This is a genomic window from Streptomyces sp. NPDC048182, assembly GCF_043202555.1.
In the GTDB taxonomy this organism is placed as follows: Bacteria; Actinomycetota; Actinomycetes; order Streptomycetales; family Streptomycetaceae; genus Streptomyces.
In genome coordinates, this window is the sequence record NZ_JBIDAQ010000004.1 from 154,776 (window position 1) to 176,599 (window position 21,824).

The 21,824-nt window shown below is 65.6% G+C and carries 11 protein-coding genes and 2 pseudogenes; 4 read left to right on the forward strand and 9 right to left on the reverse strand.

What is annotated here, in order from left to right; genetic code table 11:
- Window positions 1-2: 2 nt before the first annotated feature.
- On the reverse strand, window positions 3-1,241 hold the full coding sequence (locus ACGFZL_RS09575; protein WP_393690320.1) for a phosphodiester glycosidase family protein: 1,239 nt from the start codon (window positions 1,239-1,241) through the stop codon (window positions 3-5).
- Window positions 1,242-2,286: 1,045 nt separating this feature from the next.
- Between ACGFZL_RS09575 and ACGFZL_RS09580 the strand changes: the two genes are divergently transcribed.
- From ACGFZL_RS09580 to ACGFZL_RS09590, 3 genes are all read left to right on the forward strand, one after another.
- Window positions 2,287-6,030, forward strand: a complete 3,744-nt coding sequence (locus ACGFZL_RS09580; protein ID WP_393690321.1) for a LamG-like jellyroll fold domain-containing protein — start codon at window positions 2,287-2,289, stop codon at window positions 6,028-6,030.
- A 187-nt stretch (window positions 6,031-6,217) separates the two neighbouring features.
- On the forward strand, window positions 6,218-12,940 hold the full coding sequence (locus tag ACGFZL_RS09585) for a polymorphic toxin-type HINT domain-containing protein (RefSeq protein WP_393690322.1): 6,723 nt from the start codon (window positions 6,218-6,220) through the stop codon (window positions 12,938-12,940).
- A gap of 23 nt (window positions 12,941-12,963) precedes the next feature.
- Window positions 12,964-13,428 (forward strand): hypothetical protein, encoded by a 465-nt coding sequence (locus tag ACGFZL_RS09590; RefSeq protein ID WP_393690323.1) that lies wholly within the window; start codon window positions 12,964-12,966, stop codon window positions 13,426-13,428.
- A gap of 102 nt (window positions 13,429-13,530) precedes the next feature.
- On the opposite strand, the pseudogene ACGFZL_RS09595 reads toward ACGFZL_RS09590, so the two are convergent.
- The 7 genes and pseudogenes from ACGFZL_RS09595 to ACGFZL_RS09625 form a co-directional block, all read right to left on the reverse strand.
- Window positions 13,531-14,804: pseudogene (locus tag ACGFZL_RS09595) on the reverse strand (tyrosine-type recombinase/integrase).
- Window positions 14,804-15,355, reverse strand: a complete 552-nt coding sequence (locus ACGFZL_RS09600; RefSeq protein ID WP_393690324.1) for a replication initiator — start codon at window positions 15,353-15,355, stop codon at window positions 14,804-14,806. Before ACGFZL_RS09600 ends, ACGFZL_RS09595 begins: the two are co-directional and overlap by 1 nt.
- A gap of 120 nt (window positions 15,356-15,475) precedes the next feature.
- Window positions 15,476-15,874, reverse strand: coding sequence for a luciferase family protein (locus ACGFZL_RS09605; RefSeq protein WP_393690325.1), 399 nt, complete (start codon window positions 15,872-15,874; stop codon window positions 15,476-15,478).
- Window positions 15,875-16,014: 140 nt separating this feature from the next.
- Complete coding sequence (locus tag ACGFZL_RS09610; protein WP_393690326.1) at window positions 16,015-17,133, reverse strand: lytic polysaccharide monooxygenase; 1,119 nt, start codon at window positions 17,131-17,133, stop codon at window positions 16,015-16,017.
- A gap of 28 nt (window positions 17,134-17,161) precedes the next feature.
- Entirely contained in the window at window positions 17,162-18,298 is a 1,137-nt protein-coding gene (locus ACGFZL_RS09615; protein WP_393690327.1) for a GH12 family glycosyl hydrolase domain-containing protein, read from the reverse strand.
- Between the two features lie 193 nt (window positions 18,299-18,491).
- The gene (locus tag ACGFZL_RS09620; protein WP_393690328.1) at window positions 18,492-19,589 is read right to left on the reverse strand and encodes a MerR family transcriptional regulator; all 1,098 of its coding nucleotides are present in this window, start codon (window positions 19,587-19,589) and stop codon (window positions 18,492-18,494) included.
- Window positions 19,590-19,660: 71 nt separating this feature from the next.
- Entirely contained in the window at window positions 19,661-20,329 is a 669-nt protein-coding gene (locus tag ACGFZL_RS09625) for a GNAT family N-acetyltransferase (RefSeq protein WP_393690329.1), read from the reverse strand.
- A 129-nt stretch (window positions 20,330-20,458) separates the two neighbouring features.
- Here ACGFZL_RS09625 and ACGFZL_RS09630 point away from each other — a divergent pair, with 129 nt between their 5' ends.
- Entirely contained in the window at window positions 20,459-21,517 is a 1,059-nt protein-coding gene (locus ACGFZL_RS09630) for an enoyl-CoA hydratase/isomerase family protein (RefSeq protein WP_393690604.1), read from the forward strand.
- A 7-nt stretch (window positions 21,518-21,524) separates the two neighbouring features.
- Here the strand turns inward: ACGFZL_RS09630 and ACGFZL_RS09635 are convergent.
- Window positions 21,525-21,782 (reverse strand): annotated as a pseudogene (locus ACGFZL_RS09635) (hypothetical protein); the annotation flags it as partial.
- Window positions 21,783-21,824: the final 42 nt, after the last annotated feature.

The following is a 21,824-nucleotide window of genomic DNA, read 5'->3' on the forward strand; positions in this document are numbered from 1 at the left end:
GGTCACCGGCCGGAGAACACCCCGATGCCGTTCGCCACCGGGCGCTCGGCGCCGTCCGTGGGGTGGTTGCGGACCGTCACCCCGGCCGCCCCCGGCTCCCGCACCGCGATCGTCGTCGAGCCTCCGCCGTCCAGGCTGAAGCCGTCCTCCGCGCCCAACGACTGCAGGGTGCTGGCGACTTCGGCGATGGTCAGCCCCGTCCGGTAGGCGGGCGCCCCGTCCAGGGCAAGCAGCACCACCCGGCGACCACCGTCGGCCACCCCCACCGCGGTGCGCACCGCCGAGACGTTGCCGTCCAGACCGGGCAGCGGCCGGCCGTCCGCCAGCACCGGGTAGCCGCCGAGCGCGAAGCGGTACGGGATCCGCGAGGCCGCCGCCACCAGCCGGTACCGCACCCCCACCCGTTCGCCCACGGCCAGCTTCCGCAGCCACTGGGCCCCCGCCTCCCGCCCGACCAGGACGGTCGTGCCGGGCGCCACCGCGCCGGCCCCCGGCACGTCGGCGGCGCCGACCACCCGGCCGCCGCGGACCGTCACCTCATGGGTGTCCGTGCTGCACGGGGCGGCCCGGTCGGTGTCCGTGCCGCAGGTGGCGCGCACCCGGGACGCGGCACCCCAGGCGCTGGTGAACGCGCCGACCGAACCGACCGGCAGCGCGTACTGGTTGAGCCCGCCGAGCGGCAGCCGCCCCTCGGGCGCGCGGACGCCGCCGTCCAGGACGAGCCGGTCGAGGCGGGCCCGCCGGTCGGCCCCGACGCCGAGCACCTCCTCGCTGGTCGTGCCGGGCGGCAGGGCGGGGCCGAAACGCTGGCCCACCGGCACCGCCGCCTTCAGGGTCCTGCCCTCGGCGATCGCCGGCCCCACGGGGGCGCCGGTCGCCTCGACGCCCGGGTGCTGGGCCTCGCTGATGTTGAAGAAGTCCCCGTTGATCCCGGCCACGGCGCCCTGGACGTCCGCCAGCTTCGAGACGGGCTCGCGCGCGGCCACCGCCGCCGGGTGCAGCAGGCCGAGCCGCACTCGGGGGTCGCGCAGGTCGACGCGCAGCACATGGGCGTGCGCGGTGCCCTTGGCGGCCGGGATGTCGAGCTCCTCGTACGTCACCCCGGGCGCGACCCGCGCCGCCTGGGGTGCGGCGGCCACCGGCGCGGCGCCGGTCAGGGCGGCCCCGGCCAGGGTGCCCAGGGCCGCGAGGACGGTCAGGACCGGTCTGCCGGCCGGGAAGCGCTTGCCACGACGTGTCACGGGAACCCCCTGATGTCTCGTCAGACGACGCTCATGTCAGGGGAAGTACACCGGACGGGGCCGCCCCGCGGGATGGCCAATCGCGGACGACCCCGAAACGGCTGAGAAAACGCACCCCCTCGGCCCGCCGCCCATTCGCGGTCCGCTCTCTGGCATCGAAGCGCTCGTCGGTGCCATCGAGACAAAGGCGAGCGCGTCGTCTGTACAGGATCAGGGGACAGCCAAGTTGGCGGTAGAGCCATGCTCCGGAGAAGTGGAGAATTAGACGGATTGGTGACCTCTGTAGCCATGCTGTTATGACAGTCACAGATCAGGACGCGTTGAGCAGTATGGGCGTGACCGTCCGAATTTGAATGGGGCTTCCGGTTAGGCCTTGGTGCCGTGTGTGTTGTTCATCACATGCACTTGCTGAACTTGGCGCATAATGTCCGTTTTCCACTCCTTGACCGCCCGATCACTCGACCTTTAACTACCTGAAGATCACGTGAAGCTGTTGTGGCCAGGTGGGGTGGGGATGGTAATCGGGAGTGCAGGCAGAGCATTCGCTGCGTTGCTGAGCGCGGGTTTGGTCATCGGGCTGGCCCAGGCTGGGGGCAGTGAGGCGAAGGTGGGTGGCCTCGCGCCACAGGCAAGCACCGAGTCGTCTGCTGCGACTGCCTTGAGTGAGGCCGACGCGTTGGCGCAGGCAAGGCGGTCCGGAAAGTCTACGGAGGTTGGCTCTCTGCGCGGTGAGAGCCGTGAGGTATACGCAACGCCTGATGGATTCCTTGAAGCCCGCGAATACCTACGTCCTATATGGACTCATAATGGTAGTTCGTGGAAGCGGATCGATACGGATCTGGTTGTGTCGGGCGACGGGTTGGTGACTCCCCACGCGTCAACGGTGGAGCTGGAGTTCTCGGGTGGTGGGGAAGAGACCCCCTTGGTGCGGCTGAAACGTGCCGGCCGAGAGTTGACTCTGTCGTGGCCGACATCGTTGCCGAAGCCAGAGCTATCAGGAGCGGTAGCTACGTATCCGTCAGTTTTGCCGGATGTGGACTTGCGCATGACCGCTCAGGAGGACGGTTTCAGTCAGCTCCTGGTGGTGAAGACAGCTGAGGCCGCAGCGAGTCCAGAACTTGAAGAATTGCGTTTGGAACTGTCGGCTGATGGTCTGGACGTACAAAAGACTGACAAGGGCGGCCTGCAGGCCCTTGACTCGGGTGCTCGGGGCACGGTCTTCGAGGCGCCGAGACCGATGATGTGGGATTCGAGTGCAGGAGGGGAACACCCCTCTACTGCTCCGGAAACGTTGGGTGCTCGGCTCAGGTCGACGGGCAAGGCTGCCGCGTCTAGTGACGACGATGTGCCCGGGGCTGGTGAGTCCGGCAAGTTGGCTCCAGTGCTCGTGGACGTTCCTACGGCACAGGACGCGATCGTGCTCACCCCAAATGCGGATGTGCTGAAAGGCAATGATACGACATATCCAGTTTACATCGATCCGCAATGGTATTCACCGCGTGCTTCGGCGTGGACGATGGCCTCAAAATACTGGTCGTCGTCGCCGCAGTGGAAGTTTAACGGTGACTCGGACTCCGGGATGGGCTACTGCAACTGGTCCTACTGCAGTCCAAACGACACCAAACGACTCTTCTACCAGATCCCGGTGTCCAAGTTCGCGGGTAAATCCATCCTCTCAGCGGAGTTCGTAGTCAACGAGACGTGGGCGGCTTCTTGTTCGACGCGAGAAGTCGAATTGTGGCAGACCAAGGGTATTTCCTCGTCGACGACGTGGAATACGCAAACAGCCTCAGGGTTCTGGATCAGGAAACTACAGTCGAAGTCATTTGCTTACGGCTATTCGGGCTGCGCGGCCAAGGATGCGGAGTTCGATATTAAGTCGGCGATGCAGGCGGCCGCCAGTTCCAAGAGCGCAACGATGACGTTCGGACTGAGGGCGGCAAGTGAGACCGACCGGTACGGTTGGAAGCGGTTCTCGGATAAAGCATTTGTGCGTGTTAAGTATAATCGGCCGCCAGCGCAGGTGAAGATGTCGCAACTTACGATGGAATACGGAGGGGCTTGCAAGTCGCCGTCAGCCGTCGCGAGAGTGCGCACGTTGGGCAAGATCTACGCCAATAACGTCACCGACCCAGATGGCGACAAAGTCGCTGTACAGTTCCAGGCGGCTTGGAATGCGGGGGACGGAAAGGGTGTAGCCGCTCATTGGTCACCAAGTCTTACGTCGTCGAAGTCCTCGGGTTCGGATTTCTCGATCAGCCTTCCATCCTCAATTCCGGTAGACAAAACGGTGTCTTGGCATGTGAGGTCCTACGATGGGGCGCAATACTCGTCGTGGTCTAGCGCGGGTGATCCGACAGCCTGTTATTTCATTCATGATGGTAGTGTGCCAAAGGCGCCGACTATCACCTCCACCGAATATCCGGCGTCGGATCCGGAGAATCCTGAAGACCCATGGTTCGATGGGGTTGGCAAGTACGGATATTTCGACATCAAGGCCGCTGACGCGGACGTGGTGAAGTATTGGATCGGTTTCAATGGCAGTGCGACGTCAAAGAACACCGTGATCACCTCTGGTGGTGCGCTCAAAACCGTGCCGTTTCTACCGGCGCGGGCTGGACTGAACTTCGTGACGGCCGTGGCTATCGATGCGGCCGGAAAGGCAAGTGAGGAACGCACGTACCAGTACCGGGTAAAAGCCGGGCAGCCCGAAAGGGCGATGTGGGAGATGGATGGCGACGCTAGCGCGGGAGAGAGTGAGGGAAGTTCTGGCGCCCGGTCCGCCATCCTCCATGGTGGCGCAAGTACCGGTGTGGAAGGCAGAGTGGGAACCGCCCTCCATGTCGACGGTGCGACGGGATACGCTGAAACCGATATCCCAACCGTCAACACGGCCAATGGATTCAGCGTCTCAGCCTGGGTAAAGCTTGACAAGCTGCCAGAGACAGCGGCGATCATCGCGGCGCAACCCGGAAACCACTCGCCTGGTTTCGAGCTGTATTATTCTCACGACTATAGCCGTTGGGTTTTCAACCAGTTCACATCTGATTCTGCAAACGCTTCTATCGCCCGAGCGATGGCCCCTCAGCCTGGCGGAGTGAACGTGGGCGAGTGGACGCATCTGGTGGGCATTTACAGTGGGCTGGACAAGGCACTCCACCTGTATGTTAATGGCGATCTTGCTGGCTCAACGCCGTACATGACAGCATGGGACGCTCGCCGCGGTCTCCAGATTGGTGCCGGACAGTACAACGGAAACCCCGCGTCCTTCTTCCCTGGCACTATCGACGAACTACGTATTTTTGACAAGCCGATCAGTTCTGGTGAAGTGACGCACCTTTACCATCTTGAACCGCTTGGTAACGGACGCACGGCCCGCGCGGTCTTCCCACTCGATGAGCCCGTAGATGTGATTGAAGTTGAAGGCCACGCTGACACCCAGCCTCTGACCCTTTCCGGCGGTGCCCAGTTGGGAGCCGACGGCGTGGCCGGCGACGCCTTGCAGCTGGACGGAACAACGGGCTACGCCCGTACCGTCGCTCCGCACACTGACACTCAGCGTCCCTTCACCGTGTCGGCTTGGGCGAAGTTGGACCGGCTCCCGAGCGGAGCGGCTACGGTAATTGCGCAACTAGGCACTAACCGGCCCGGCTATGAGCTGTATTACTCAAAGGACTACAACCGATGGGGATTCAAACAGTTCTCGGGCGACGTGGTGGGTGCCACGCAGATTGCTGCTCTCCAACCGGAGGGAACCACGGCACGCGCGGGTGAGTGGGTGCACCTAGTCGGAGTTCACGATCAGGTGGCGCAAACGCTAACCCTGTACGTGAACGGGCTGAAGGCTGGCAGTGTTGCTCAGGCTGCTCCCTTCTACGCGGGTGGCGCTGTCCAGGTCGGAGCACTGAGCGTCGACGGCGGCCGGCTCATCGAGTACTTCCCTGGTCGAATCGATGACGTACGCGTATATGACAGGGCCGTGTCCGCCGAGGAAGTGACCCAAATGTTCCAGCAACGTCCGCTTGTCAAGAGCCGCTGGACTTTCGAGGAGACCGCTGGTACGGACCCGGTAACCGTCCCTGACGCGGCTGGTACGGGTAACACCCTCAGTATGCGTAGCGGCGCAACCCATTCCGACATGGGCTGGATCGACTTCGGTGCCATGGCACTCGATGGTTCGACCGGTTATGCAACGGCGAGCGGAGTTCCTGTTGATACGTCAGGTAGTTTTACGCTGACCGCTTGGGCACAGGCAGCCGCACTACCCAGAAGTGCCGTGGCACTGGCCGCCGCGGAGGGCGTCAACAGGAGTGCGTTTACGGTCCGGTTCGTGCCTGACACCACAGATCCGGAGAATCGTCCAGGCACTTGGGAACTGGCCGTGACCAACGGTGATACGGTCAGCGCGACGGTGGTACGCGTGGGCAATGGCGAGTTCTACGATGCGCGCGAGTGGAACCATATTGCTCTGGTCTATGACGGCTTCGCCAAGCAGGCTCGCCTCTATGTGAACGGCGGTCTAGCCGAGGTTTCCTGTACGGACGCCGACGGCGACGGCGCAAGCGATGACACCACATGCGAAGACCAGACGCCTTGGGCCGAGAACGTCCTGGCCTTCAAGTCCACCTCTCTCCAGGTCGGCCGAAGTGGCACCGGTACCAAAGCCGGCGCTTACTTCCCCGGTCTTGTGGACGATGTATGGACCTTCCAAGGTGCATTGACAAGTACGCAGGTAGAGAAGCTCGCGGCCAGTTGGTTCGACGTGCCCACTCAAGTTCCTGGCGACTAAAACAAGGGTGTGCGTGCCGCAAATTTGTGCGGTGCACACACCCTACTTCTACCTCTCGAATCAAGATCTGCGTGCACCACGAGGGTGGCGCCAGTTGATGGAGATAGGAAAGCCCATGTACGGTACAACGCGATCACGTCGTGCCTTCACCATGCGACGAAGAGTCGCACTGGGTGCGTCGACGGTCATGATCGCTACCTTGTTGCAAGCAGTGACATTCGCATCCACTGCAGACGCGGTCGGAACAAAGGCCCCCAATGTCACGGATCCTGACAAGCCCGTTGCTGCCGGAGCGCCTATCAATGTGAAGCCTCGAACCTTGCAGCGGGGGCCTCGGACACCAAATGCAGAGCCGAAGGCAGATTGGCCCGCTGCGGGGTCGGCCGTGGTGACTTTGGATGAGCCGCAGAACACGGCGGGCGTTCTGGTCAAGGCGAGAGACCTCCCTCTAGGGCTGAACACCCCTGCCCACCGGGTCAAGTCCGCGACCGGCGGTAGCGTGGAAGCCACGGTGCTAGGCAGAGACATCGCGAAGAAAGCTGGTGTCGATGGGCTGCTCTTCACCTTGGAGGCGAGAGACAAAGACTCCGTCGGCGTGGTGGGCACGACTGTCGACTACTCCTCCTTCGCGCAGGCGTACGGTGGCTCCTACACCTCCCGGCTTGAACTTATTGAGCTGCCGGCATGCGTCCTGAAAACGCCAGCGAAGGACGCCTGCCGTACTGTCCTCCCAGTCATTACGAAGAACGACGCTGAGGCACGAACGCTGACTGCATCGGCGGTGTCCGTGCAGTCGTCGGTACCAACAGTACTGGCGGCGGTGGCTGGCGACAGTGGCAAGACTGGTGACTACAAGGCCACTCCGCTGTCGGCCTCGTCGACTTGGGGTACCGACCTCAGCACCGGTACCTTCACGTGGTCATATGAGTTCCCGGTACCCAATGTTCCTGGGGGTATGAGTCCGGACCTGCGTCTTGCTTACTCTTCTGGGTCGATCGACGGTCGTACCGGAAATAGCAACAACCAGTCATCCTGGGCTGGCGACGGTTTCCAACTCTGGCCCGGATCAATCGAGCGGCGCTACAAACCCTGCAGCGACGACGGGCAAACAGCCGCCGACGGCATCAACAAGCCCGGAGACCTGTGCTGGGGTTACGACAATGCTTACATCACGTTCAACGGTAAAGCCAGCGAACTGGTTCCGGTGGGTACGGATGATTATCGGCTCAAGCACGACGACGGAACCCGCATCGCACGACTGCGACAGACCGACCGAGGTAACAGCGACAATGACAACGAGTACTGGCGTGTCACCGACCCGCAGGGCAATCGTTATTATTTCGGTTACAACCGGCTGAACGGTTGGACCGATGGCGACGAGGCAACCGACTCCACCTGGACCGTCCCAGTTTACGGAGACGACGCCGGCGAACCCTGTCACGCCACAACTTTCGCGAGCTCATGGTGCCAGCAGGCGTGGCGCTGGAATCTGGATTACGCGATCGATGCCCACGGCAACGCCATCGCCTACTTCTATAACAAGGAAGACAACTCCTACGGTCGTAACCTGAAGGCATCCGACGACACCCGTTACACGCGCGGCGGTTATCTGGACCGTATCGAGTATGGTTCTGATTGGGCCAAATTCTACAGTTCTAAGCCACTTGCCAAGGTAGACTTCGCCAACTCCGAGAGGTGCATTCCCAACGGTTCTAACACCTGCTCGTCGATCGCTGACGACGCTTTCTACTGGTACGACACCCCTTGGGACATGAACTGCGAAGCTGGCAGTGACTGTGACAAAGGCAGGCTCTCGCCAACATTCTGGACCCGAAAACGACTGGCCGCGATCACTACCGAGGTCCTCAAGAGCGACGGTAGCTATGCCCCCGTCGACTCGTGGACTCTGTCATACCGCTGGGGCCAAGCGGACGTCGATTACCAATTGTTGCTCGACTCCATTCAGAAGACCGGCCGTGCCGGTGACACGCCGGTCACCTTGCCGAAAACCACCTTGGCCTACACTCAGCTCGCAAATCGTCTGGACAAGATTGGTGATGGCTATGCACCTTATGTCAAAGGTCGTCTTTCCACCATCGCAGACGAATTCGGCGGTCAGACTGACATCAACTACTCGGCGCCCGACTGCGATGCGTCTCATCTGCCGATCCCCGAGACGAACACCACGCGATGCTTCCCCGAGCTGATCGGAGGCTCGGACACTAAAGATCCCGAGCTGCAGTGGTTCAATAAATATGTCGTCACCTCGGTAACGGCGACCGACCGGACCGGTGGGGCTCCCGACGCTGTCACCAACTATCAGTATTTGGGCGGTGCAGCCTGGCACTGGGACGATGACGACGGCCTGACCCGGCAGAAGAACAAAACCTGGTCGCAGTGGCGGGGATACAGTCATGCGCGAGTCATGACCGGCGGTGAAGGTGGCCCTGGCGCACTGAAATCACAGCAGGACAGCTACTTCCTGCGCGGCATGGACGGAGACCGCAAGGCGGCTTCCGGAGGCACGAAAGCAGTTACTGTCACCCTAGGCTCGGGTGAAGGCGACCCGATCACTGACCACGAGTCGGCGGTCGGATTCACCTACAAGACCGAAAGTTACTCCCGGCCGGGGGGGAAAATCCTTGAAAAGAGCATCCAACGACCCTGGCATTATCAGACGGGTAGGCGGGAACGCTCCTGGGGCACGGTGACCTCAAACTTCACCGGTACCGCTGACGAGAAGACAATGACGTCTCTCGACGACGGGGCCGGATTGGAATGGCGCACTGCTGAAACGGCCATGACGTACGACACCGTCGCGGGCCGGCTTATTCAGACAAATGATTACGGGCAGACCGGCGTTGCTGACAACACCTGCACACGTACCGCCTACGCCACCAACACTGACGTGAACATCCTCACCCTCGCCTCAAGGGTCGAGACGGTTGTTGGCGACTGCTCTGGCACACCGGACCGTAGCAAGGACGTGCTGTCCGACGTACGTACGGCATACGACGGCCGTACGTACGGGGCAGCCCCCACAAAGGGCGACGTCACCGCCGCCGCCAAGCTCAGCAAGCACGACGGGGCCCGGGCAACTTACCTGGAGACGGGCCATACTTACGACGCATACGGCCGTCAGCTGACTGCTACTGACTTGACCGCCAATGTCACCGCTACCGAGGGCGGCACACCTACGCGTACGGCCCGCCAGGACGGCTTGACCACTGTCACCACGTACAGTCCGACCATTGGCTTTCCCACAACGGTGACGACAACGACGCCACCAGCCAAGGCGGCCGACCCCTCCACCGCGCAGAGCACCGTCACGACCTTCGACCCGCGGCGGGGCGAGCCGGTCATGCACAAGGACACCAACGGCAAGATCACGAGTCTCACGTACGATGCTCTCGGACGCAGCGACAAGGTCTGGCTCGCGGATCGCAAGACTGGGCAGGCACCGTCCTTGGACTACGACTACTTCGTCGAGGACACCGCCCCGGCCGCTGTTCGTACGCTGACACTCGACAACAGCGGCGCCCAGATTCCCTCGTACACGCTGTACGACGGTCTGCTGCGCACACGACAGACTCAGGGCATCGGGCCAGACGGAGGCCGACTCGTCGCAGACACGTTCTACGACGAACGGGGTCTAACGTCCAAGGAATTCGCGACTTATTACGCCGAAGGGCCACCCAATCGGACCCTCTTCCCGCCCGCAGACGCACTGAGTGTCGAGACTCAGACATGGCACGCCTACGACGGTCTTGGACGGGAGATCGAGGCGAGGCGGATCGCCGGCAATAGCGACGGCGGCGACACCCTCGGCGTTGTCCAGACCGTATATGGCGGCGACCGCACTACCGTCATTCCTCCCCAAGGAGGTACGGCCACCACAACACTGACAGACATCCGCGGAAATACGGTGGAATTGCGCCAGCACCGGATGCGAAGTGCCGACGCCGACTACGACAGCACGAAGTACACCTACACCCTGACTGACCAACTGGCGAAGGTAACCGACCAGGTCGGGAATGTGTGGTCCTACAGCTACGATCAGCTGGGGCGGCAGGTTAAGGTCGACGACCCAGACAGGGGGACCACTCGAAGCCAGTACGACGACCGCGGGCAGATCACCACTACCACTGACGCCCGGAATACGGTCCTTTACCATGCTTATGACCAACTGGGTAGGCAGACTCAACTGAGAGACGGTAGCGTCTCCGGCACACTCCGCGCGGAGTGGGCTTATGACACAATCGCGGGGGCCAAGGGCCAACTTGCTTCGGCCACCCGATACGTCAAGGGTTCGGCCTACACCAGCAAGGTCACCCAGTACGATCAGCTTTACCGTCCCATCCGCACAGCAATTACCATCCCGGCCAGCGAAGGAACGGCCCTGGCTGGTACCTACCAGACAGGCACCAGCTATAAGCCCTCTGGTCTTGCGGCAGGTGTCTCCTACTCTGCGGTCGGCTCACTTCCCGGTGGCTCTTATGCCTACAGCTACGACAACACGCTGCGTCCAACCACCATCCTGGGCGACGGATTCGAGTCAAACGTCACTTACTCCCAGACGGGTAAACCGCTGCAGTATCTCTATGGCGCCAGCGCACAGGGATCGAAGAAGGCGTCAGTCACGAACACCTATGAATGGGGCACGCAGCGCCTGGCCACATCCCGCGTCGACCGACAGGATGTCGTAGGCGTCGACCGGTTCAATACTTACCGCTATGACGAGGCAGGCAATGTCTTGTCCGTTTCTGACGTATCCCGTGCGGGAACCGACAATCAATGTTTCACCTTTGACTACCTGCAGCGGGTAAGTGAAGCGTGGACCGAAGCTGATTCCACTTGCCAGAGCGCGCCGACTACGGGCTCAGCCAAGGGTGTTGCTCCGTACTGGCAGTCCTACACCTATGACAAAACGGGTAATCGAACGAGCGAAACGGTCCACGATCTCGCGGGAATCACCAGTAGGGACATCAAGCGCAAATACACCTATCCCGCGGTTGGCGCCAATCAGCCGCACACTCTGAGTTCGGTCACTGAGACAGGCCCCTCGGGAACTATGACAGCCGGCTACATCTACGACGACGCCGGCAACACCATCGCGCGTCCTGAAGCTGGTGAGGACCAGGTACTGGAATGGGACGCGGAGGGGCATCTGGCGAAGGTCACTCAGCCCGTCGCAGGTAAAGAGGGCAAGGTTACCGAGTACCTGTACGACCCCGACGGCAACCGCCTCATAGCCCGCGAACCGAATCGAACCACGATCTACATCGGAAACACTGAACTTGTCCTCCCCAAGGGGGCAACTAGGGCCAAGGCCACCCGTTATATCGATCTCGGGGGTGGGAGCCAGGCCGTCCAGTCGGACGACGGCAAAGTCGACGTCACCATCTCCGACCACCTGGGCACAGGTCAACTCGCGATCGGACTTGCGGACCTAACCCTCTCCCAGCGCAGAACCCTGCCGTTCGGCGGCCGTCGGGGTGATGACACCAATCTCTGGCCTGGAGACAAAGGCTTCGTTGGTGGCACTGACGACGCCGACGCCACTGGTCTGACTCACCTAGGTGCTCGTGAGTACGACCCGTTCACTGGCCGCTTCCTCAGTGTCGATCCAGTGATGGACCTGGCCGACCCCCAGCAGATCAACGGCTACACCTACGCCAACAACAATCCCGCCTCGAAGAACGATCCTTCAGGATTGAGGCCAGAAAGCCTCTGTGGTCGGGAAGGCCACTGCCCGGGTGGGTACGAGGAGCGGTTTACACAGGACGACCCTGGGAAGTTTACATTCCACGGGACAGACACGCACATGCATTCCCGTAACGACTACTCGGTAGTCATCACAACTACACGAGTTGATGGAACGCATAAGGCTGTCGTCCATCAAACTATGCTCAGAAATGGCGACAAGGTGTTGGGCATTCTCCCCGAAGGGGAGAACCACCTGCTCACCGCTTTTAAGGAGACATTCAAAGAGCTTGTTTTCGACTATGACCTAGCCGGGGACTGCTCCCAAGACGTCAAGGGTGAATGCGGCTGGATTCTGGCAGACTTGCCTTTCGCGAAGTTTGCCAAGATCGCCAAGTTGGAGAAGTTGGGCAAGGTCGCCAAGGAAGCCAGTCACTGTAAATGTTTCCTGGCCGGCACGAACGTTCTTCTGGCAAGCGGAAAGACCAAGAACATCGAGGATGTTAAGGTCGGCGACGTGGTTCTTGCCGGAGACCCAAAAACCGGCAAAAGAGGCCCACGGAAGGTCACCCGCCTCATAATTACAGACAGCGACAAATTCTTCAATGAGCTGTCCATTGCCACCCGTGGCGGTGTCGAACATCTGACGGCCACTGACGAACACCCATTCTGGTCACCTTCTGAGCATGCGTGGGTAGACGCTAAAAACCTGAAGTCGGGGATGACTCTCCTGACTGACGAGGGCGCCACTGTCATCGTCACGGGCAACCGCGCCTTCACTGCAAGCGCCCGAACGTACAACCTCACGATCAGCGGTCTGCACACGTACTATGTGCTGGCGGGGGACACGCCGGTCCTGGTGCACAATTCGAATGGCCTGTGTGGAACCGCGGCGCTGGAAAACGGCGACTGGCAGCACATCGTGGACCGTCACCGGCCTGGAGGTGCACTGGTGGACGATGCCGCTGGGATCTTCACTGGTAAGGCAAAGCACGTTCGCCAGCGAATAGCCGACACTATCAACCGGGGGACGCCGAAGCCCAATACTCCGGACCCTGTTACACGCGAGGCGCGGCCTGGTCAAATCTACGAGTGGGATTTCGGAACCCCTGTCGGGAGGGCGGGCCCGGCGAATGGTGGAGGCGAGCTAACCGGTGTCCGCGTAATCGTTAACGACGGAAAAGTCGTGACGGCGTTTCCGTACTAAGTGAGTAGCAAGTGAGGAAAAGCGTGATTCAACTCTCCTTCTACCTCCCGGAGCCGGGTTCAGCCTGGACCAAGACCTGGGACGCCGCCAAGCAGGGCGATCCGGTCGCGATCAGCGAAATGGACCTCCGCTATAAGTGCTTCGGGGTGAATTTCGAACTGATGGTTGGCGACGTTGAGATCGTCTCAAAGAAGAGATTTGTGACTCTCGTCGATCTGGCCTTGTCTCTCTCTGGTGCGGTGAAGCGCATCTCGTCAGGTGAAGATGCCGCATTCGGTTTCACTGAAAGCGAAGAGGTGATTCATCTGCGTCAAGATGGCGATCTGGTTGCGGTGAGTTCGTCGAAGCATCCAATGCACGGAGCAGTGGGACGTGAAGAGCTCGTGGGTGAAGTTCTTCGATTCCTTCGGGAAGCGCATTCGCGATTGGTTACAGAGATTCCTGGATTGTCGGCAAACCCAGTTATCCAGCGAATCTCGCCGGAGTAGGTAACCTGCCTTCGAAGGCGATAGAGATTGAAATGTAGAGGCCCCGCTGGAGTTTTCCAGCGGGGCCTCTACGGGCGTTTGACGGCAACGGTGACGGCAACGTCAGCGGACGACGGGTGGGAAGTCGGGGCCGTCGCTGCCAGGGCTGAGAGCTTCGCCGAGGCTGTCGATGGCTTGGCGCTGGAGGCGGAGTCGGACGTGGGCGTAGGCGCCGGCCGTCACGCCGATGTGGGCGTGGCCGAGCAGCTCCTTGATCACGACGAGGTCGATGCCCTGCTCCAGGAGGAGGGTGGCGGTCGAGTGCCGGAGGTCATGGAAGCGGATCACGCGAAGGCCAGCGCGTTCGAGGAGGCGGCGGAAGCGGCGTGTGAGGTTGGTGGGATCGAAGGGCCTGCCGACCGGGGTGGTGAAGACGAGACCGTTGTCCGCCCATCGTGATCCCGCAGCCTGACGATCTTCCTGCTGCCGCGCCTAGTGGATCTTGAGAGAGTTGATGCATTCGGTGGGCAGCGCGAAACGGCGTTCAGAGGCGCGGGTCTTGGTGTGCAGGATGGTCAGGCCGCCGGTGCGAGTGCGCTGGAGGGAGCGGTGGATGGCGGCGGTTCCCGCGTCGAGGTCGAGGTCTTCCCGGTGCAGGCCGAGGAGTTCGCCCTTGCGGAGGCCGGTGCGCAGGGCGAGTTCGTACAGCGCGTGAAGCCGGTCGCCGCTGGCGGCCTGGAGGAACTGCCGGGCCTCGCTCGCGGTGAAGGGCTTGAAGCGCCGGGGGCGGGGCGCGGGGGTCTTGACGTTTCGGGCGACATTGCGGGGCAGGTCGTCTTCGCGGACGGCGTGCTCAAGTGCGGGCTTGAGAACCGAGTGGACGTAGGCCACGGTCAGTGGCGAGAGCCGCTTGTCGCAGCATTGGCCGATGGCGCAGCAGGAGTGCCGGGCGGTGTCCCGTCCATGTATGCAGCACTGGCAGGGCACGCGGAGGTGGTCGAGGAAGGAGCGGACGTCGCGGGCGGTGAGCCGGGCGAGCTTCTTCGCGCCGAGGCCGGGGATGAGGTGGAGACGGATGCAGGCGGCGTAGCGGGTGTGGGTGTGCTCCCGGACCTGGTGAACGGCGATGCTGTTCAGCCAGTACGTCAGGTAGTCACTCACGGTGCAGTCGGATACTGCGACGGGCAGCCCGAGTTGCTCGCGGCGATCTTCTTGGTGAGCTTGCCCAGGGCTTCCTTCCGGCTTGTGCCGTAGACGCGGATGCGCTTGCGGGTGTTGCCGGGTGCGAGGACGTATCCGGCGGCTTGCCAGCGGCCGTCCTTGCGCTGGTAGATGGTGCCGTCTCCGTTGGCACGGGAACGGGTGCGGCGGGAGGCGGCGGGGCGCGGCATGGTCATCAGGCAGCTTGCTGGTCGAGGCGGGTGCGGATGTAGTCGGTGAGCGGCGATGCGGCGGGCGCGGCCGAGGGTGATCGAGGTGAGCTGGCCGGAGCGGAGCAGGTCGTAACGGCGGGGCGGCCGAGTTGGAGGCGGGCCATCACCTGGTGACCGTGAGCAGATCCGGCGTCGGTCCCGCCTCCGCACCGGGAACGCTGGTCGGGGGCGAGGCCAGCAGCAGCCCCCTTCGGCCGTGAACTGCCGTTCTCGTTCCGTGCGGTGCCATACGGCGGCGGCGAGTGGCGCGGCGCCGGCGCTGTAGCCGAGCCGAGGTAGTTCCAGTGGCCGATGACGAGCGTGGTCGTCGGATCCGGTTCGAGGAGGCCGGGGTGGGCGCGGGCTTGTTCGGTACGCCAGGTGCGGTGGGCGTCGCGCAGCGCGCCGAGCGTGACGGAGTAGCGGCGTGACTTGGTGGAGATGTGAACCCGGAAGCCGAGCATGTGCGCCCACTTCCAGAGCTTGAGGTCGGCGAACGCCGGCAGGCGGCCTAGCCCCCAGCAGGTGCGGATCATCCGCCGCAGGTGCCGGGTGACGCCGAAGCTGGGCAGTGGCCAGGTCTGCCCGGTGCCGTCGGTCCAGATAGAGGACGATGTCAGGGAATGTTGGACGGAATGGCCAAGACCGGGGTCGGCTCAGCCCGCGCCCGGGCCGACCCGGGGCAGAACGGTCACCCGGTGGAAGTTGCACCCGCGCGGCGACTCGTCCCTCGGCCCCTGCGGCACCGCCTGATGGGCCTTCAACGCCATGCTCACCAGGCTCAGGAGCAGGTCCACGTCCGCCTCGCAGTCCAGGTGGACGGTCACCCAGCGGGAGCCCGGCACCAGGTGGATGGCGGTGGAGCCGTCGAGGTCGTGGTGCAGGCGCTGGATGGCCCGGCGGGTGAGGTGGAGGTCCACGTCCCGCCCGGTGTGGAAGTGCACGATGTCGTCACGCGCGGAGCCGAGGGACCGCCCGGTCCCGCAACTGGCCTCGCCCGAGGTCAGATCGGGCCAGGTCTGCAGCCGCTCCATGGCGCGCTGGGCCAGAGTCATGCCCCCATCGTGGCCCGACCACCGCCCGGCAACCAGGGGTTGTGCGATTCGTAACCGGCACGTGAGGTGCTCGGGGCGCTCGGAGACCCCCGGCGGGCGGTGGCGCGGCCGGCCGCCGGGGGCGTCTCAGGGGTGCTCGCTCACGGCGTCACGCAGCCGATGGTGTCCGTCGGGAAGTTGCCGCCGGTGGACGTGGCGGTGAAGCCGAAGGTGGCGGTGGAGTCCGGTGGGATCACGCGGTTGTGGTCGGCGTTGCGGACCGTGATCGTGCCGTCGGAGCCCGTGGTGGCCGTGCCGTTCCACACGTTGGACAGCGTGGTGCCGGCGCCCGGCTTCCACCGCACGGCCCAGCCGTTCAGGGGCTCAGTCCCGTGGTTCATGACCTCGACGGAGCCCTGGAACCCGCCGTTCCAGGAGTTCTGCACGGAGTACACGGCCATGCAGGACCCGGTGTGCGGCGGGGTCGGCGTGGGTGTCGGGGTCGGGGTGGGCGTGGGCGTCGGAGTGCTTCCCGCGCCGCGGATGCCGGTGACCTCGCCGTGGCCGCCGTCGAAGACGATGTCGGAGCAGGAGAAGAAGTTCTCCTGGCTGTCCGAGCGCACCCACTGCATGAAGACCAGCGCGTTGCCCGACCGCCCCGAGGGCAGCCGCAGGTCCCAGTAGTAGTGGCCCCCGTTGGTGCCGGGGGAGCCCTGCTGGGGCGGGTTGGAGACGGTCTGGATCAGGTCCAGGTCGCCCCAGCCCAGCGGTGAGGTGGGCGACCAGCCGGGCTTGGTCAGGTAGACCCGGAAGGAGCCGGGGTGGGCCGCCCAGTTGCTGTACTGCACCTGCATCGTCGCCCCGGACGTCAGATGCGTGCGGGGCCAGTCGGCGCGGGCCGCGTTGTAGGCGGCGAAGTCGTACGGGGAGCGGTTGCCCGCGCTGCACAGGGTGCCGTCGGGGACGTAACCGGCGCCGCGCCCGCCCGCGTTGGAGTCCAGCACGGCGAACCAGTTGTACAGCGCGTTGCCGCCGCTCTGCGCGAGCGCGGCCTTGCAGGCGGGGTTGGTCGGGTCGAGGGCGCCGGTGCCGGTGAGGGCGTCCAGTTGGCAGAGGTAGGTGCGCGAGCCGGGCAGCATCGCCACGCCGTGCGCCTCGGCGCGGCCCTGGCCGAGCACGAGGGTGGCACCGAGCGCGCCGAGCAGGGTGGCCAGGACCGCCGCGAGGGAGAGCAGTCTGCCGCGTAAGGAGGTTCGGGCCCATCGGGCTGTGCGAGTCATGGGTGCTCCAGGTTCCGGGGGAGGGGCGTTACTTCACGGCACAGGTGGTGGCGTCGTTCAGACGGAAGGCGGACGGTTTCGCGAAGGTGCCGCCGTACGTCCCCTGGAAGCCGAAGGTCGCCGTGGCGCCCGGCTCGAGCCGCGCGTTGTGGGACACCCCGGTGGCGGTGACGTTGCCGGACGACGGCGTGACCGTGGCGTTCCACGCCTGGGTCACCTGCTGCCCGGTGGGCAGGGCGAAGCCGAGCCGCCAGGCATCGACAGCCGACGAACCGTTGTTGGTGAGGCTGACGTTCGCGGTGAAGCCGCCCGGCCAGACGTTGGTGTCGTAGGCCACCGTGCACGCCGACGGGGTGCCGGGGCCGCCCGGGTCGCCGGTGCCGCCGCCCGTGCGGACGGTGGAGGAGAAGGAGTTCACGGCCAGACCGGCGCCGTTCTGCCAGGGCTCGAAGCCGGCCTGGACGCTGGTGAGATACCAGCTGTCGGTGGCCAGGCCGCGCGAGATCGCCTGCCGGACGAAGGCCATCACGTCGAAGTTCCAGCTGGTGATCGCGGCCGGGGCGACGAAGGACAGCACGTCGTTGCCGCCGTTGTTGCCCGACCAGACCTCCCAGGACCGGCCGGCCACGTCGGCCGAGCCCACCCGCGAGCCGACCGGCTGGATCGGGCCGACCCGGTTGAACCAGACCATGATCTCGGTGCGGTTCACGCCGTCCTTGCGGGGCGTCGGGTCGAGCCAGATGTCGTACGCGGCGTCGTAGACCGCGCCCGAGACATAGCTGTAGGAGATGCTGGTCGGCGCCTCGGCGATGGTGTTCAGCCGGGCCGGCAGCGCGGTGCCGGGGGAGCAGTTGGTGTAGTGGCAGCCGTTGAAGACGGACGGGTACGACTTCGGGGCGCCGTTGGTCGGCACCGAGCCGTCGGCCTGGTCGACCCGGAAGCCGGTGTTGGTGGCGGTGACGCACTGGGTGGCGCTGGTGCCCCAGCGGTTGTTCTGGACGACGTAGCGTCCCTGTATCACGGTCGAGCCGAAGGGCTCGCAGATCTGGGTGTCCGCCTGGGCCGGGCCGGCCACGACGAGGAGCGACGCCGTGGCGGCGAGTGCCGTCAGCAGTGCTCCGAGGAGACCGCGCAGGGTGCGGGCCTGGTGCGGTGACGCTCGCATGGGGGGACCTCTCGGGAGGGGGCGAGGGGAGGGAGCACCTCCGATATGGGAGCGCTCCCACCTAGCGGTGTGCTGGGGACTGTAGAAGCGGTGCATGTCCCTGACAAGACTGCGCGCACCGCTTCGTACGGAGATTCCGTGCCGCCCCTCCGACACCTGGCGGGCCCTCGGGCGGCCCGCCAGGTGAGGCCCGTCAGTCCTCCAGCCGGACCGGCATCAGCAGGGAGAAGGTCTGCTCGTCGTCGGGGCGGCGGACGGCCAGCGGTGCGGTGGGCGCCCCGACCTCCACCGCCAGGCGGTCCCGGGCGCCGGCGTCGAGCGCGTCGAGGAGGAAGGCGCGGTTCACGGCGACGAGGTCGCCCGCGTCGTCGCCCTCGGCGCACGGCGTCAGCGTGTTCCCGTCCGACACGCGGAGCAGGCTGACGTCACCGGCGGCTCGGGGGTCACCGGTCGTGCGGCCGGGCCGGACGGGGCCGGTCCTGAGCGACTCACGCAGGGCCGGCACGTCCACGAGGACCCGGCGCCCGGCCGGCACGCTCACGAGCCGCCGGTAGTCGGGGAAGTCGTACGGCAGGCACTGCCCGGCGGCCTGACGGTCGCCGGCCTCCAGGGTGACGCGGTCGCCGTCCACGCCGAGCCGCGCGGAGCCCTCGTCCGGCAGCAGCGCCCGCATCGCGTCGGCGAGCGGCCGGGGGACGAGGACCCGGACCGGGGTGCCCTCGGAATCGGTGACGCCGGCGCGGGCGACCGCAAGGCGGTACCGGTCGGTGGCCACGAGGCGGAGGGCGTCCCCGTCCGTGTCGAACAGCACGCCGGTCAGCATCGGGAGGTCGGGATCGTCGCCGGCCGCGAAGCGGACCGCGTCCAGTGCGGCGGCCAGCTCCGCCGCAACGACGGTGAGCCGGAGGCGGGTGGTGGAGCGTGGCGCGGTCATGGGTGTCTCCCTGTCGTCGAGGAACGCGCGGAGCGTGGAGAACTCGTCGCGTGCGTCGGACAGTTGCTGTTCCAGACGCCTCAGGTGCGCCTGGATCAGGCCCCTGACCAGGTCGCTGTCCGGGCCCGACCAGCCGGCCAGCACCAGCCGGACGTCCGCCAGCGGCATGCCGGTCCGCCGCAGCCGGGCCAGCAGCCGGGCCTCGTCGAGCTGGTCGTCGGCGTACCAGCGGTAGCCGCTCGCCGGATCGACCCTGGCGGGCACCAGCACCCCGGCCCGGTCGTAGAACCGCAGGGCGCTCACGCCCAGGCCGCTGTCCCGGGCCATCTCGCCGATGCTGCGCATGTCGTTCTCCACGTCCGGGACTCTGCGGCCTCGACCAGGTCGAGGGTCAAACCGCGACGGGAGCCTATGCGCCGCTCGCCCGGCTAAAGCGGCCGGGCGGCCTCGTTCCGGGCGGGGTGGTGGGGGCCGAGGAAGACCGCGATCCCCCGGCTTTCGGGGGCGGGGTGGGTGGCCTGCGTCCAGCCCTGGCGGCGGTAGAAGGCCATGGCGCGGGGTGAGCGCAGCGAGGTGAGGAGCCAGGCCCGGCCGTCCGGGGCGTCCTCGGTCACCGCCGCCAGCAGGGCGGCGGCGAGTCCGGTGCCGCGCGCGTCGGGGCGGACGGCCAGCTCGTCCGTCTCGCGGGCTCCGCACAGCCAGGCGGTCGTACGGTCCTGGCCGAGTCCGGCGGCGACCTCGGGGTAGCACCGGCCGGCGGGGAAGGGGGTGGGCGTGGTCCAGGCGGTGGCGAAGCCGGCGGCCTCGCCCTCGGCGAACGCCACCGCCGCGAGGAACCCCGGCCGCGCGGCGTCCGCCCGCAGCCGCGCCACGAACGCGTCCGCCTGCGCGGCGCCCTCGTTCCAGGGCGGCGCGCCGAAGGCGGCGGCGTAGACCGAGCGCAGGGCGCCGAGGTGGGGGAGCAGCTCCGTACCGCGCAGCACGTGGACGCCGGTGTCCGGCGCCCGTCGGGGCGGCCCGCCGTCGCGCACCGGGCCCACCCCGGCCTCGTCGTGCGACGAGTCGACGCCCGGCACCACACGGGAACGGGAACGCATCCGGGCCACCTCTCTCGCGGTCTTCTTGCCGAGGATAGGTTGTTGCGCACTATGTGCAATAAGGCGGCCGGAGTCATGAGCGACGATGGGGGAGAGACGATCACCCGGCGGAGAGGAAGCAACGACACCATGCGCGTCACCGGCGACGAGTCCGAGCCCGTCCTGCTGCACACCGAGGGCCGGGCCGGCCACCTCGTCCTGAACCGGCCCCGGGCCCTCAACGCCCTCACCCACGAGATGGTCCGCCGCCTCCAGGAGGCGCTGGACGCCTGGGAGCACGACCCCACCGTGGAGACCGTCGTCCTCACCGGCGCCGGGGAGCGCGGGCTGTGCGCCGGCGGTGACATCCGGGCCATCCACGATGACGCCCGGGACGGTGACGGCACGGCCTCCGCCGCCTTCTGGCGCGACGAGTACCGCCTCAACGCCCGCATCGCCCGCTACCCCAAGCCCTACGTCGCCGTCATGGACGGCATCGTGATGGGCGGCGGCGTCGGCGTCTCCGCGCACGGCGGCGTCCGGGTCGTCACCGAACGCTCCCTGGTCGCCATGCCCGAGACCGGCATCGGCTTCGTCCCCGACGTCGGCGGCACCTACCTGCTCTCCCGGGCGCCCGGCGAACTCGGCACCCACCTCGCCCTGACGGGCGCCCGGATCGGCGCGGGCGACGCCCTGCTGTGCGGGCTCGCCGACCACCACGTGCCGTCGTCCGCGCTGCCGGACCTCCTGGCCGACCTGGCGCAACTGCCCGCCCCGCAGGCCGTGGAGCGGCACGCCCGCCCCGCGCCGCCCGGTGAACTGGCCGGCCGGCGCGAGTGGATCGACGCCTGCTACGCAGCCGACGACACCGAGGAGATCGTCCGCCGTCTGCACGCCCACGGCGACCCGGCCGCGAAGGAGGCCGCGGAGACGCTGCTCGCCAAGTCGCCCACCGCCGTGAAGGCGACCCTGGCCGCACTGCGCCGCGCCCGCCGGCTCGACACCCTGGAGGAGGTCCTCGACCAGGAGTACCGCGTCTCCTGCGCCATGCTGACCGCCCCGGACCTCGTGGAGGGTATTCGCGCCCAGGTCGTCGACAAGGACCGCACCCCGCGCTGGTCACCGGCCGGCCTCGCGGAGGTCGCCGACGCCGAGGTGGAGCGGCTGTTCGCCCCGCTGGGCGGGCGGGAACTCGGCCTGCGGAGCTGAGGGCGCGTCAGTCCTCGTCGGCGCTGGTCAGCGCCTCGGTGATCAGCCGGGTGGCGAAGTCCTGGTCCTGGGTGATGCGGTTGATGTGCTCCGCGAGGAGGAAGGCGGTGGCCTCCAGCGGGGTCATCTCCGCCTTGGTCCAGCCCCCGTACTGCTGCCGCCACAGGCTGGGGCTCAGCCCGATGCCGGCCGCGACGACCATGCCGGTCATGGTGGGGATGACCTCGGGGGGAATGCCCCCTCGCATCCTCCGCATCGTCGTCACGGCCGACCGGCGGCCACCGCGAGTGACCTGGCGTATGCGCAC